The 13784-nt window shown below is 65.0% G+C and carries 12 protein-coding genes, 1 tRNA gene and 2 riboswitches; of the genes, 9 read left to right on the top strand and 4 right to left on the bottom strand.

The features are described 5' to 3' along the window. Complete coding sequence (locus E2I15_RS02045; RefSeq protein ID WP_137479961.1) at positions 1–753, bottom strand: alpha/beta fold hydrolase; 753 nt, start codon at positions 751–753, stop codon at positions 1–3. 57 nt (positions 754–810) lie between these two features. Beyond that, complete coding sequence (locus E2I15_RS02040; RefSeq protein ID WP_137479962.1) at positions 811–1944, bottom strand: hypothetical protein; 1134 nt, start codon at positions 1942–1944, stop codon at positions 811–813. Between the two features lie 234 nt (positions 1945–2178). On the opposite strand from E2I15_RS02040, the gene E2I15_RS02035 reads away from it, so the two are divergent. Both E2I15_RS02035 and E2I15_RS02030 read left to right on the top strand, forming a co-directional pair. Further along, entirely contained in the window at positions 2179–2424 is a 246-nt protein-coding gene (locus E2I15_RS02035) for a zinc-finger domain-containing protein (protein WP_018272338.1), read from the top strand. A 7-nt stretch (positions 2425–2431) separates the two neighbouring features. Next, positions 2432–3634: an FAD-dependent monooxygenase gene (locus tag E2I15_RS02030; protein ID WP_137479963.1), complete on the top strand. Its 1203-nt coding sequence runs from the start codon at positions 2432–2434 to the stop codon at positions 3632–3634. A 39-nt stretch (positions 3635–3673) separates the two neighbouring features. Here E2I15_RS02030 and E2I15_RS02025 read toward each other — a convergent pair whose 3' ends face one another. Then, positions 3674–4108, bottom strand: coding sequence for a twin-arginine translocation pathway signal (locus E2I15_RS02025; protein ID WP_137479964.1), 435 nt, complete (start codon positions 4106–4108; stop codon positions 3674–3676). Positions 4109–4332: 224 nt separating this feature from the next. Here E2I15_RS02025 and E2I15_RS02020 point away from each other — a divergent pair. Together E2I15_RS02020 and E2I15_RS02015 are read left to right on the top strand one after the other, a co-directional pair. Continuing rightward, positions 4333–4419, top strand: a tRNA-Leu gene (locus E2I15_RS02020). Continuing rightward, positions 4379–4906 (top strand): hypothetical protein, encoded by a 528-nt coding sequence (locus E2I15_RS02015; protein WP_137479965.1) that lies wholly within the window; start codon positions 4379–4381, stop codon positions 4904–4906. The genes E2I15_RS02020 and E2I15_RS02015 overlap by 41 nt, the downstream gene beginning before the upstream one ends. Before the next feature lie 283 nt (positions 4907–5189). Here the strand turns inward: E2I15_RS02015 and E2I15_RS02010 are convergent, their stop codons facing one another. Further along, the gene (locus E2I15_RS02010; RefSeq protein WP_137479966.1) at positions 5190–6809 is read right to left on the bottom strand and encodes an ABC transporter substrate-binding protein; all 1620 of its coding nucleotides are present in this window, start codon (positions 6807–6809) and stop codon (positions 5190–5192) included. A gap of 265 nt (positions 6810–7074) precedes the next feature. Between E2I15_RS02010 and E2I15_RS02005 the strand changes: the two genes are divergently transcribed. The 5 genes from E2I15_RS02005 to E2I15_RS01985 all read left to right on the top strand — a co-directional run bounded on the left by E2I15_RS02005 (position 7075) and on the right by E2I15_RS01985 (position 13745). Beyond that, positions 7075–8205 (top strand): M20/M25/M40 family metallo-hydrolase, encoded by a 1131-nt coding sequence (locus tag E2I15_RS02005; RefSeq protein WP_137479967.1) that lies wholly within the window; start codon positions 7075–7077, stop codon positions 8203–8205. A gap of 91 nt (positions 8206–8296) precedes the next feature. Further along, a riboswitch (glycine riboswitch) is annotated at positions 8297–8403 on the top strand. 1 nt (position 8404) lies between these two features. Then, a riboswitch (glycine riboswitch) is annotated at positions 8405–8524 on the top strand. 63 nt (positions 8525–8587) lie between these two features. Then, the gene (locus tag E2I15_RS02000; protein ID WP_137479968.1) at positions 8588–9946 is read left to right on the top strand and encodes a D-amino acid dehydrogenase; all 1359 of its coding nucleotides are present in this window, start codon (positions 8588–8590) and stop codon (positions 9944–9946) included. Positions 9947–10106: 160 nt separating this feature from the next. Beyond that, the gene (locus E2I15_RS01995; RefSeq protein ID WP_170991604.1) at positions 10107–11048 is read left to right on the top strand and encodes an ABC transporter permease; all 942 of its coding nucleotides are present in this window, start codon (positions 10107–10109) and stop codon (positions 11046–11048) included. 3 nt (positions 11049–11051) lie between these two features. Next, on the top strand, positions 11052–11939 hold the full coding sequence (locus E2I15_RS01990; RefSeq protein WP_137479969.1) for an ABC transporter permease: 888 nt from the start codon (positions 11052–11054) through the stop codon (positions 11937–11939). A 156-nt stretch (positions 11940–12095) separates the two neighbouring features. Next, entirely contained in the window at positions 12096–13745 is a 1650-nt protein-coding gene (locus E2I15_RS01985; protein WP_137479970.1) for an ABC transporter ATP-binding protein, read from the top strand. Positions 13746–13784: the final 39 nt, after the last annotated feature.

Raw genomic sequence — 13784 nt, 5'->3', positions numbered from 1 at the left:
CTATTTTCGCCGCGACAGGAAGTCGATGACCCCGGTCTTGTAGACCTTGTCGCCGACCGCCCGCATGTGATCGCGGTTCGGAATGTCGAGCACCTCCGACCCCGGAATGATCCGGCCGAGCGCTGACGCCGAGCCTGCGATCTCGTCCTTGCTGCCGACCGCGATCAAAACCGGCACGCGGATGCCGGCCGCCTCCTCGTGCGTCATCAGGCGGCGCGAACCGCGCAGGCACGCGGCGAGCGCGCGGCGATCGGAGCGGGTCTGATCGGCAAAGGCGCGGAAGGTACGGCCGACCGGGTTGGTGACATCGTCGAGCGCCGGCGCCTCCAGCGCCAGCGCGACCGTCTCGCCGGGGCCGCCGCCCTCGATCAGCCCGATGCCGATCCCGCCAAGGATCGCCGAGCGCACCCGATCGGGATTCTCTCGCGCCAGGATCGCCGCCATCCGCGAGCCCAGCGAATAGCCCATGACGTCGGCGCGCGTGATTCCGAGATGGTCCAGCAGCGCGATCACGTCGCTGGCCATGGTCGCGATCTCGTACTGCGCGGCATCGTAGAGCTTGGCGGATTCGCCATGGCCGCGATTGTCGAGCGCGATCACCCGACGGCCGGCCTTGACGAGATCCGACACCCAGGTCGGGTAGATCCAGTTGACGTTCTTGCTCGAGGCAAAGCCGTGCACCAGCACGATCGGTTCGCCCGCGCCCTCGTCGATATAGGCAATTTCAACATCGCCGTGATGGAAACTCGGCATCATGCATTCCGTTTCTTCTTGGGATTTGCGATTGGCGATCGACGGGCGACCGCAAGCCTAACCCTGGGCGGGCATACTCGCCAAGGTAGCCTGAGCGGCCATCTGCCGCTTCAGGCGCAGCGCCTTGCTTCGTCTAAGCCACCAGGCGGTGGCCCGTTCGGTAGTGGCCTTGATCGACGACAGGAAGCCGAACAGCGCCAGCAGCGCGCCGAACAGCCACATGGTGAGATTGAATGCGCCGGCGGCCAGCAGCAGCGCGCCGCGGCCGAGCAGCTTCAGGATCGCGCGGGTCTGGCCGCCCTTCACCTCGGCGATCCGCGCCGCCCGCGCGATCTCCTTCGGGTTCTCGGCGACCTTCAGCGTATCCCGCGCCGCGCGAACCCCGGCCGCTTCGCCGATGCGCCCGACGTCCTTGGCGACGCGCACCAGCGCGCCGGCCTTCTCGGCGCGGAAGGCCGCGCGGATCGCGGTTGCGGTTTCCACCGGCCGCAGCACCGAGCCGGATGCGACCGCCTCGCGCAGCGCCGGCTGGTCGACGACCTCGCGGGTCGAACGCCCGGCCCATTCGATCATCCCCTCGCTCAGCCGGCCGGCCTTGCGCGTATCCTTGACCAGCGTCAGCCCGGCACGCAGCGGCCCGGCGCCACCAACCGACACATAGGTTGCCGCGGTCACCGCAAGCCCGGCGGCGGCAAGGCCGAGCACCAGCTGGTCGGTGTCCTCGCCCATCACGAGATGCTTGCCCTCGCGCACGACGTCCCTGACATCGCCGAACACGAACAGGTCGCCGGCGACCGTGCCGGACAGGCTTGCGACATCGTCGGCATTGCCGGTCACCAGGCCGGTGGCGAAGCCCTTGGCGAAATGCATGGTGGACGATTGCTCGGCGCGCGCGTCGTCGACGCGCTTGGTGAGATCATCACTAAGCGCGATGTTCTTCTCGCCGGCGAGTTCGACAAAGCTCATCGCAAGGTCGGCATCGCCGGAGGCCAGCGCCGCCTCGATATTGTCGGAGATCAACGCCGGGTTGTTGCGCAGCACGGAATTGAGCCTGATGTCGGCGAGCGCAGCGGGATCGTCCCGCGCCGCCAGCGCGGTGCCGGCGTCACGGGCGTGCGGCCAAATGGCCGCGCCCACGGCAGCACTTGCTGCCATGCCGACCACCGCCAAGCTGACGCGCACCCGATTCATTCCGCTAAAACCTCTAGTTTTACTCGCCTTGGAAATAGTGTGCCGTTTTTGCGACACAACGGCTCCGACCAAAGGAGGGCTTCTCTGGGACGACAAGATTGTGTCGAATTTGCATGAGCAAATGAGCCATCGGGGCTCTAGGAATCAACTGTTCCCGCCAGTATGGTGCGCGGCATTTCGCGATGCCGCATGCTGTTGATTGCGTCTGCCCATCGTTGCCATCAAGGTGAGAATATGTCCGACCACGTCGTCCCGCACTTCCATAACGATGCCGGTGTCTCGGTGATCGAAATCGGATCGCAGGAGTTCATGTGCGTCGGCGCCAACCCGCCGTTCGACCACCCGCACGTGTTCCTCGACCTCGGCAACGACAACGAGATCATCTGTCCGTACTGCTCGACGCTCTATCGCTTCGCGTCCGACCTCGCGGCCGGCGAAGCGCGGCCGCCGGAATGCGTGCTGAAAGACAAGGTCGCCTGACCGCTCCGTGGCGCTGACGCGAACCGTCATCGTTGCAGGCGCCGGGATCGGAGGACTGACGGCGTCGCTGACACTGGCGGCACAGGGCTTTCGCGTCATCGTGCTGGAGAAGGCCGAACGGCTCGAGGAAGCCGGCGCCGGCATCCAGCTCTCTCCCAATGCGAGCCGCATCCTGGTCGAGCTCGGGCTCAAGGAACCGCTTGCACGGCGCGCGGTCACGCCTGAATCGGTCAACATCCTGAGCGCGCGGGCCGGTGGCGAGATCGCACGGATGCCGCTGGGCCAGGCCGCCGAGTTTCGCGCCGGCGCACCCTATTGGGTGATCCACCGCGCCGACCTGCAGGCCGCGCTGCAGGCCGCCGCGAGCGACCATCCCGATATCGATCTGCGGCTCGGCTGCCAGTTCGAGGATGTGACCAAGCATGCCAGAGGCCTCACCGTCGTCCAACGCCACGGCAATTCACGGCAGGAGGAATTGGCCGTTGCGCTGATCGGCGCCGACGGCATCTGGTCGTCGGTGCGCGGACATTTGTTTCCGGATGTACAGCCGCAATTCTCCGGCCTGATCGCCTGGCGCGGCACGCTGGACGCCACTGCCCTGCCGCATGAATACACCGCACCGCGCGTGCAGCTCTGGATGGGACCGGACGCGCATCTCGTCGCCTATCCGATCTCGGCCGGACGCCAGGTCAACGTGGTCGCGATCGTATCGGGTACCTGGAACCGGCCGGGCTGGAGCGAGCCCGGCGACATCAACGAGATCAAGGCTGCATTCGCCACCGCGCGCTGGCCCGCGACGGCGCGGATGCTGATCGGCGCGGTCGATGGCTGGCGCAAATGGGCGCTGTTCACCCTGCCCGACCTCGGTCGCTGGAGCGAAGGCGCGGTGACGCTGCTCGGCGATGCCGCGCATGCGATGTTGCCGTTTGCCGCACAAGGCGCCGGCATGGCGATCGAGGATGCGGCCGTGCTCGCCAAGGCCCTGAGCGACAGCACCGGAGAAAACACCGCAGGCATTCCCGCCGCGCTGAAGCGCTACGCACGGATGCGGCGCGGGCGCGTGCTGAAAGTGCAGCGCCTGGCGCGACAGCAGGGCCGCATCTATCATCTGGGCGGGCCGGCGGCGATCGCGCGCGATCTGGCGATCCGCGCCATCGGTCCGGAGCGCATGCTGGCGCGGCAGGACTGGATCTACGATTGGCGCGCCTGAACTCGGCCAATCATAACCGGCTCGTCTGGGCACGCAGGCTTAGTGGACGAGGCCTCGCGGCGCGCGCGGGCCCTTCGCCGCCGGCGTCGGGGCAGCGGGTGCCGCGGCCGCAGGCGTGTCCGGCGGGCTTTCATGGCACTTGCCCTTGCGCCAGGCCTCATCCGCCAGCTTCTGCTGGGAGTGGATCGAGATCAGCTCGTTGCGATAGACCATCTCGGAGACCACGGTACCGCCGACGCCGGTCTCCGCCTTGGCCATCAATTTTTCCTGATCCGCCGCGCGGGTCTTGAGGCTGCTGCGCTCGGTCTCGAGTTGCTTGCAATCATAGAGCTCGTACTTGGCGGGATCGGCGAACGCCGACGGCACGCTGTCGCCGATCTGCGCGCAGCCGGACACGCCCGCGGCCGAGGCGAGCAGCGCAATGGAGGCCGCCGCGCGAGAGAGCTTCAGGCGGCGTGGGAAACGAACGGACATTCAGCTTTCTTAACCGGACAGTGTTGAGATTGCCTAAAGCAGCCACCGGTGTCCGGATTGAGGCTCAATCGCGGCGGCGCGCTGCTTATCCCAATGCTCGGCCGCCGAGGCAAATGGAATTGCGGGCCGCCGCTTAAGCCTTTGAAAGCGCACCTGTTAGCACCGGATAATGACAATTCCACTCCGCGCCCAAACGCGCTAGAAATCGGCGCGCCTGGCGCAACGCGGACGTGGCGGAACTGGTAGACGCAAGGGACTTAAAATCCCTCGATGGCAACGTCGTGTGGGTTCGAGTCCCACCGCCCGCACCAGCCCTCACATGCCACGCGCACCCGAACGGGCCAGCGTGGTGTTTTCCGGCTGTGGCGCAGTTCACACGCCGCGATCGCCGACTGTCGTAGTCTTCCCACATTGGAAATTCGGGCCGCGCATTTCGCGGCCGTCGCATGTCGAAATCAATTTTGGTCGGAGGCGGCGATGGAGATTGCGAACCGCAATCGGATTGCCAAGAGCAATCGGATTGCTGGCGAAACGGCGCGCGATCATGGTGCCTCTGCTCTCGAGCATGGCGACGATGCGGCTCATTGCAGCAACGGGCTCAATGCATGGAATTTCCGCGACGCGACGCCCGCTGACCGCGCGATCTACCGGCGATGGATCCGCGGCGCGATCATGCTGTACGGATTGCTGGCGCTTGGCGCAGGTGCGGCGGTCTGGATCAACGGAACCGGCATCGGACAGACGCAGCTTACGAGCCTGTCGAGTGCGGCTGCCGCGCGATCGGGCCATTCACATTAGCGGCCGCCGCTTCGGAACCAGTCCACGGCATCATTGTTGTCATGCAGCAATTGGAGCATGACGATGCCGAACGACGATCCGCCAGCGCAGCGCCCGACCGATCAACGCGATCCGCGCAAGGACCGCCCCTCCCCGCCGGAGCGCGCACCACAGAGCGGGCCACCTCTTGATGGCGGACTGGAACAGCTCCGCGACAGTCACACCTGACGAGCGACAGCGAAGAAAGCGAAAAGAAAAATGGCCGGGACAAGTCCCGGCCATTTGCGTTGCATCGTGCCGAGGCTTACTCGGACTTGTCGATATTCCAGAAGATCGGCGTCGCCGGACCGTCGAGCACACCGGTCAGCGACTTCCGCCACGCGCTCGGAACGGTGTACTGGCCGAGCGGAACGTAGATCACCTGATCGTAGGCCTCGGTCTGGATTTCCGCGGCGATCTTCTTCTTTTCCTCAGCCGAGCCGGCGCGTGCGAACTTGTCACGCAGCTCCTCGATCTTCGCGTCCTCGGCCCAGCCGAACCAGCCGCCATTCTTGCCGCGACCGGTGATCGACGCGTTGACGATCGGATCGGAGACGTCGGCCGCGACCCAGTTGGTGAAGAACATGTTCCAGCCGCCTTCCTTCGGCGGCTTCTGGCTGGCGCGGCGGGTCACCACGGTCTGCCAGTCGGTGGCCTGCAGGTCGACCTTGAAGCCGGCCTCGCGCAACTGCTGCGCAGCCACGACCGGCTGGGCCTTCAACGTCGTGACGTCGCCCGGCGCCATGATCACCACGGGGGTGCCGTCATAACCGGACGCGGCGAGCGCCTTCTTGGCTTCCGCCAGGCCGTTGCCCTTCACCAGCGTTTCGGCTCCGACGTCGGTCTCGAGCGGCGTGCCGCAGACGAAGAAGGCGCCGCAGATCTTCTGGTACTTGGCGTTGCCGACCAGCGCGTCCAGCACGTCCTTCTGGTTCATCGCCAGGAACGCAGCCCGGCGCACCTTCGGATTGTCGAACGGCGGATAGAGGAAGTTCATGCGTCCGAGGGTCTGGAAGCCGAACTTGTTCAGGACGTCGATCTTGAGATCCGGATTGGCTTCGAGCACCGGCAGCATGTCGAACGGAAGGTTCTCCATGAAATCGATGTCGCCGGATTGCAACGCGTTCACCGCGGTCTGCGCATCGGCCATCGTGACCCACTCGACGCGGTCGACCTTGACCACCTTGCCGCCCGCGGTCCAGCTCGCCGGCTCCTTGCGCGGCACGTAGTCCTTGTTCTTCTCATAGACCGCCTTCACGCCCGGCTGGAATTCCGCCTGCACGAATTTGAACGGTCCGGAGCCGATCTGTTCCGGGATCGGCTTGTCCGGCGGCGTCTCGGCAAGACGTTTCGGCATCATGAACGGCACGCGCGACGACGGCTTGCCGATCGATTCCAGCACGAGGCCGTAGGGTTCCTTCAGCTTCAGCGTGATGGTCTTGGCGTCGGTCGCCTCCAGGCTCGCCGTGAAGTCCATCAGCTTCTGGCCCATGCCGTCGACCTTGCCCCAACGCTTCAGCGAGGCGACGCAGTCTTCCGCGGTGACCGGTGCGCCGTCGTGCCACTTCAGGCCGTCGCGCAGTGTGAACGTGTAGGTCAGCTTGTCGTCGGAGACCTTCCAGTCCGCCATCTGCGGCTGGATCTTGAAATTGGAATCCGTCGCCAGCAGCGTGTCATAGATCATGTAGCCATGATCGCGGGTGATGTAGGCCGTGGTCATGATCGGATCGATGACGCGCAGATCCGAGTGCATCACCGCGGTGATGGTCTTGCCCGCGGCCATCGCCTGCGGTGCGAATGACAATTCCTGCGGCGCGAACGACAGCGCGAGCGCCGTCAACGCGGCCGCCAGCGTGCGGTGCTTCCAACGCGAGATAGGGAACATGCAAACTCTCCTGACGTGTAACTGGTCAAAGCCGGCTTATTCGTTATGCACGCGGTTCGTTATTTAGGCGAACTAACATGCTGTATGGCTTGTGAAATCGAGACTTGCACCAAGCGCCAAGCGCGTCAATCGGTTTCAGGCCGCATCGGACGTACACAAACGAATGAGGCCGCACGCCAGATTTTGGCTTTACAAAATCATCGGCTGAGATTTTCGTAACGCGCGCGCGATGCCGGCGCCGTCAGAACAACAAGAGAGAACAACGATGAACCCAGCCAATCTCCCCTTTGATTCCGAAACGATGTTGCAGGGCCTGCGCAGCTGGGTGGAATGCGAAAGCCCGACCTGGGACGCCGCCGCGGTCGAGCGCATGCTCGATCTCGCCGCGCGCGAGATGGCGATCATGGGTGCGACGATCGAGCGCATCGCCGGACGCCAGGGCTTCGCGGGCTGCGTGCGCGCCCGTTTCCCCCATCCGAAACAAGGCCAGCCCGGCATCCTGATATCAGGCCATCTGGACACCGTGCACCCGGTCGGCACCATCGAGAAGCTGAAGTGGCGGCGCGAGGGCAACAAGTGCTTCGGGCCGGGCATCTTCGACATGAAGGGCGGCAACTACCTGTCGATCGAGGCGATCAGGCAATTGGCGCGCGCCTCCTTCACCACGCCGCTGCCGATCACCGTGCTGTTCACTCCCGATGAAGAGGTCGGCACACCGTCGACGCGCGACATCATCGAGGCGGAAGCCGCGCGCAACAAGTACGTGCTGGTGCCGGAGCCCGGCCGCCCGAACAACGGCGTCGTCACCGGCCGCTATGCGATCGCGCGCTTCAATCTGGAAGCCACCGGCAAGCCCAGCCATGCCGGCGCGACGCTGTCTTCCGGGCGTTCCGCGATCCGCGAGATGGCGCGGCAGATCATCGCCATCGACGGCATGACCACCGAGGACTGCACATTCTCGGTCGGCATCGTGCATGGCGGCCAGTGGGTCAATTGCGTCGCGACGACCTGCACCGGCGAAGCGCTCAGCATGGCCAAACGCCAGGCCGATCTCGACCGTGGCGTCGAGCGCATGCTGGCACTGTCGGGTACCGCCAACGACGTCACCTTCAAGGTGACGCGCGGCGTCACTCGCCCGGTGTGGGAACCTGATGCGGGCACCATGGCGCTCTACGAAAAGGCAAAAGGTCTTGCGGCGGCGATGGGTCTCGATCTGCCGCACGGCAGCGCCGGCGGCGGCTCGGACGGCAACTTCACCGGCGCGATGGGCATCCCCACGCTCGACGGCCTCGGCGTTCGCGGCGCCGATGCGCATACACTCAACGAACATATCGAGGTCGACAGCCTCGCCGAACGCGGCCGCCTGATGGCGGCGCTGCTGGCGACGCTGGACTGACATCGATTGCACTGCACAACACGTTGGCACTGCCGGACCGAAATTTAGCCTTGTCCATTTTTAAGGCTTCGCCTACGGTCCGGCCGTCCAACGCGACGATGCGGGAGAGATCGAAGCGACAACATTCGTGTTGTTGCCTTCGGCGCCGACGGAGCAACCGCCCCGGAAACTCTCAGGCAAAAGGACTGTATCGTCAGGACAATCTGGAGAGAGACGAACATGGCCGCACATCAAGGGGCCGTGACGTCCACCGAAGGGGATAGTTCGCTTCCGGCCCCGGCCCGATGCGGATCAAGCTCTCAGGTACCGTGACAGATGGGGCGCCGATGCCGGTTTCACCGGCTGTTCGGCGACTCTAACCCACGGGAGCCTGACAACCATCATGCCACACATCGCGATCATCGGCGCCGGCATCACCGGCGTAACGACGGCCTATGCCCTGCTTGAACGCGGCTACAAGGTGACTGTCCTCGACAGGCATCGCTACGCCGCGATGGAAACCTCGTTCGCCAATGGCGGACAATTGTCCGCCAGCAACGCCGAAGTGTGGAACAGTGCCGCGACCATCCTGAAGGGGCTGCGCTGGATGCTGAGAAGCGACGCGCCGCTGCTGATGAACCCGAAGCCGAGCTGGCACAAATATTCCTGGATCGGCGAGTTCGTAGGCCACATCACGCGCTATCGCAGCAACACCATCGAGACCACGCGGCTCGCAATCGAAGCGCGCAAGCACCTGTTCTCGATCGCACAGCGCGAGAACATCGCCTTCGATCTCGAACGCCGCGGCATCCTGCACGTCTATCACGACAAGGCCGGATTCGAGGCGGGCCTCAAGGTCAACACGCTGCTGCAGCAAGGCGGGCTCGACCGCCGACCGGTGACATCAGACGAAATCCGCATCATCGAACCCGCGCTGCAGACAACCTGCTATGGCGGCTTCTTCACGCCGTCGGACGCGACCGGCGATATCCACAAGTTCACGCGTGGACTTGCCGACGCCTGCGTCCGCCGTGGCGCGAGCTTTGTCCATGAAGCCGACGTCGACACGATCGCACGCGGCGATGACGGCTTCCGCATCGGCTGGAACGAAGCTGCTTCACACGAAGCTGCGGTCGCGACGCGGCATCAATTGCAAGCGGACGGGATCGTGATTTGCGCAGGCGTGGCGAGCCGCCACTTCGCCAGCCTGCTCAACGATCGCGTCAATGTCTATCCGGTGAAGGGCTATTCGATCACGGTGCAGCTCGATGCGCCGCAAAGCCGGAACGCCGCCCCAACCGTCAGCCTGCTCGATGAAGCTGCGAAGATCGTCACCAGCCGGCTCGGCGCCGACCGCTTCCGCATCGCCGGCACCGCCGAGTTCAACGGCTTCAACCGCGACATTCGCGCCGACCGCATTCAACCGCTGGTGGACTGGGTGCGGCATCATTTCCCAAAGATCGATGCGTCGAAAGTCGTGCCATGGGCGGGCCTGCGCCCGATGATGCCGAACATGATGCCGGTGGTTCGCGCCGGACGGATTCCGGGCGTGTTCTACAACACCGGCCACGGTCATCTCGGTTGGACGCTGTCGGCGGCGACGGCGCAGATGGTGGCCCAGGCGATCGACGATTGGCGCGACCTCGACACGCCGCCGATGGCGCCGACGTTGGCTGCCGGGCTCGACGTGCCTGCCAACGCGCGCAAAGCTGAAATCAATCCACCTTCCAGTGGACTGCTTCGAACTTCACCGGAGGAATAATCGCACCAACAGGACTGATTAGCTGCACCGCAAAAACCGCAGCACCGATGGCATGGGACTTGCTCAAGTTCTGCCGTGTGTCTCTTACCATCTGTGCTACGGTCCGGTGTGCAACGGTCCCCGCTGGGGACTTCATCGACCACAACCCAACGGATCCAATTTGCTCGGATATCTGCTTCGCCGCATCCTCGCCGCCATTCCCGTGATGGGCGTGGTGGCTCTGTTCGTGTTCCTGTTGCTGCGGCTGACGCCGGGCGACCCCGCCGCCATCCTTGCCGGCGACAACGCGACGCCCGAACAGCTCGAACGTATCAGGACCTCGCTTGGTCTGAACGAGCCGATCTACATCCAGTTCTACACCTGGGTCGCCAAGTTGCTGCACGGCGACCTCGGCGTCTCCCTGATCTCGAACAAGCCGATCCTCGAGATGATCGCCCCGCGCCTCGAGCCCTCGATCTCGGTCGCGCTGGCCACCATCATCCTCTCGATCTTGGTGGCGGTGCCGCTCGGCGTGATCGCGGCGTGGAAACACGGCACCTGGATCGACCGCTTCGTGATGGGTCTGTCGGTGCTCGGCTTCTCGGTGCCGGTGTTCGTGATCGGCTATGTGCTGATCCAGATCTTTGCGATCGATCTGCGCTGGGTTCCAGTACAGGGCTTCAAGAGCATCTCGGCCGGCTTCGGCCCGTTCTTCGAGCGCATCATCCTGCCGACCTGCACCCTCTCCTTCATCTACGTCGCGCTGATCGCGCGCATGACGCGGGCCTCGATGCTCGACGTGCTCGGTGAGGATTACGTGCGCACGGCGCGCGCCAAGGGCATCGGCGAGACCGGCGTGCTGCTGCGCCATGCGCTGCGCAACGCGGCCGTGCCGGTCATCACGGTGATCGGTTCCGGCTTCGCGCTGTTGATCTCCGGGGTCGTCGTCACGGAAAGCGTGTTCAACCTGCCCGGCATCGGCCGCCTCACCGTCGATGCGGTGCTGGCGCGCGACTACCCGGTGATCCAGGCGATGATCCTCTTGACGTCGGGTATCTATGTCGCGGTCAATCTGTTGATCGACCTCGCCTACACCCTGCTCGATCCTCGTATCCGGTACTGAGCAATGGCGATCGAAACTCTTCCTGAATCCACTATCCCCGTTACCCGGCCGTTCCGCGTCAAGTTCGGCTTCCTGACGTCGACGCCGATCATCGCAATTGCGACGATCTGCCTCGCCCTCATCATCCTGATGGCGATCTTCGCGCCGCTGCTTGCGCCGCATGATCCTCTGCTGCTGACGCCGTCGCAGCGGCTGAAGCCGTCGAGCGCACAATATCTGCTCGGCACCGACGCTTATGGCCGCGACCTGTTGTCGCGCATCATCTACGGCGCACGGATCTCGCTGGTGATCGGGCTCGGCGCAGCCGTCTGTTCGATCGCCATCGGTCTTCTGATCGGCCTCGTCGCCGGTTTCTTCCGCTGGGTCGATGCGGTGCTGATGCGCGTGATGGACGGCTTGATGGCGATCCCCGCCATCCTGCTCGCGATCGCCGTGGTGTCGCTGTCGGGCGCCAGCATCTGGACCGTGATGGTCGCGATCACCATCCCCGAGATCCCGCGCGTGGCGCGGCTGGTGCGCTCGGTGGTGCTGACCGCACGCGAGGAGCCTTATGTCGAAGCCGCGATCTCGCTCGGCACCAGCTTGCCGAAGATCATGTGGCGGCATTTGATGCCGAACACGATTGCGCCGCTGATCGTGCAAGGCACCTATGTCTGCGCGTCCGCGATCCTGACCGAGGCGATCCTGTCGTTCCTCGGCGCCGGCATCTCGCCGGAAACGCCGACCTGGGGCAACATCATGGCCGAGGGCCGCGCCTACTTCCAGGTCAAGCCGTCGCTGATCTTCTGGCCGGGGCTGCTGCTCTCGATCGCGATTCTCAGCGTCAACCTGATCGGCGACGCCGCGCGCGACGCGCTCGATCCCCGCATGAAGCAGCGTGAGGGCAAGTGACGGCTTCAATGCCAATTGAAGCCGTCATTCCGGGATGGTGCGTTAGCACCAGACCCGGAATCTCGAGATTCCGGGTTCGATGCTTCGCATCGCCCCGGAATGACCGTGGACAATTCCGTCGCCGCGCTCGCCGCAGCCGCGCCAAGAGAGCCTGACATGACCAACGTCGTCCTCGACATCAACAACCTCGTCGTCGGCCTCGGCCGCAAGACGGACGCGCATCGCATCATCGACGACCTGTCGCTGCAGGTGCGCGAGGGCGAGACGCTCTGCCTGGTCGGCGAAAGCGGCTCCGGCAAGTCGGTGACCTCGCTCACCGTGATGGGCCTGTTGCAGAAGGGCACGCTGGTGCCGTCCGGCGGCAGCGTCAAGCTGGTCGGCGAGGAACTGCTCACCGCCAGCGACCGGCGGCTGCGCCAGCTCCGCGCCACGCGGATGGCGATGATCTTCCAGGAGCCGATGACCGCGCTCAATCCCGTCGTGCCGGTCGGCCGCCAGATCGACGAAGTGCTGCGCGCCCACACCGATCTCGACGCCCGCGCGCGGCGCCAGAAGATTTTGGCGATGATGGAGCATGTGCGGCTGCCGGACGTCGAGCGCATCTTCTCCTCCTACCCGCACCGCCTGTCGGGCGGCCAGCGCCAGCGCATCATGATCGCGATGGCATTGGTTCTGGAGCCGAAGCTCCTGATCGCCGATGAGCCGACCACCGCGCTCGACGTCACCACGCAGAAGCAGATCCTCACCTTGATCCGCGACCTGCAACGCGATCACGGTACCGCTGTTCTGTTCATCACCCACGACATGGGCGTGGTGGCCGAGATCGCCGACCGCGTCGCGGTGATGCGCCACGGCCGCCTTGTCGAAACCGGCCCGCTGCAGGACGTGCTGCGCAATCCGAAGATGGAGTACACCCGCAACCTGTTGTCGTCGGTGCCGAGCCTGGTGCCGCGCGCGCCGCGCCCGGAGACGAAGGAACCGGTGGTGCTGGAAGCCAACGAGCTCAGCAAGGTCTACCGGGAGCGGTCGCTGTACGGCAAAGCCCGCGAGGTCGCCGCCGCCAGCAACGTCACGCTCACTCTGCGCAAGGGCCGCACGCTCGGCATCGTCGGCGAAAGCGGTTCCGGCAAGTCGACGGTCGCGCGCTGTATCGTCCGCCTGATCGATCCCACCTCGGGCGGGGTACGCCTCGCCGGCCGCGAGATCTCCGACCTGTCGCGCCGGCTGTTGCAGCCGCATCGCCAGAAGATCCAGATCATCTTCCAGGATCCCTACCGCTCACTCAATCCGCGCGTCACTGTCGGCGAGAGCATCGCGGAAGGCCCGATCAATTACGGCATGCCGCGCAAGGATGCGCTGGCGCGGGCACGCGAGCTGCTCGAGCTCGTCCATTTGCCGCCCGACGCGATCTCGCGCTATCCGCACCAGTTCTCCGGCGGCCAGCGCCAGCGCATCGCGATCGCGCGCGCGCTGGCGCTCGATCCCGACGTGCTCGTCGCGGATGAGGCGGTGTCCGCGCTCGACGTCTCGGTGCAGGCGCAGGTTCTGGATCTGCTCGACGAAATCCAGCGTCGACTGGGCATCGCGCTGCTCTTCATCACGCATGACTTGCGCGTCGCCGCACAAATCTGCGACGACGTCGCCGTGATGCAGCATGGCCGCGTCGTGGAACAGGGACCGGCCGCCGAGGTGCTGACCAATCCGCAGCAAGCCTATACCCGCGCGCTGCTCGATGCGGCGCCCGGACGCGGCTGGGATTTTGCGAATTTCCGCCCGGTTTCGGAAGGCCTCGTGGCAACGGCCTAGCAATCCGTAGCCCGGATTCAGCCAACGGGTCGCGCGAAC

Origin of the sequence: Bradyrhizobium sp. BR2003 (assembly GCF_009720285.1) — a bacterium.
GTDB classification, from domain to species: Bacteria; Pseudomonadota; Alphaproteobacteria; order Rhizobiales; family Xanthobacteraceae; genus Bradyrhizobium; species Bradyrhizobium elkanii.
This window is presented reverse-complemented; position numbering and strand designations above follow the sequence as displayed.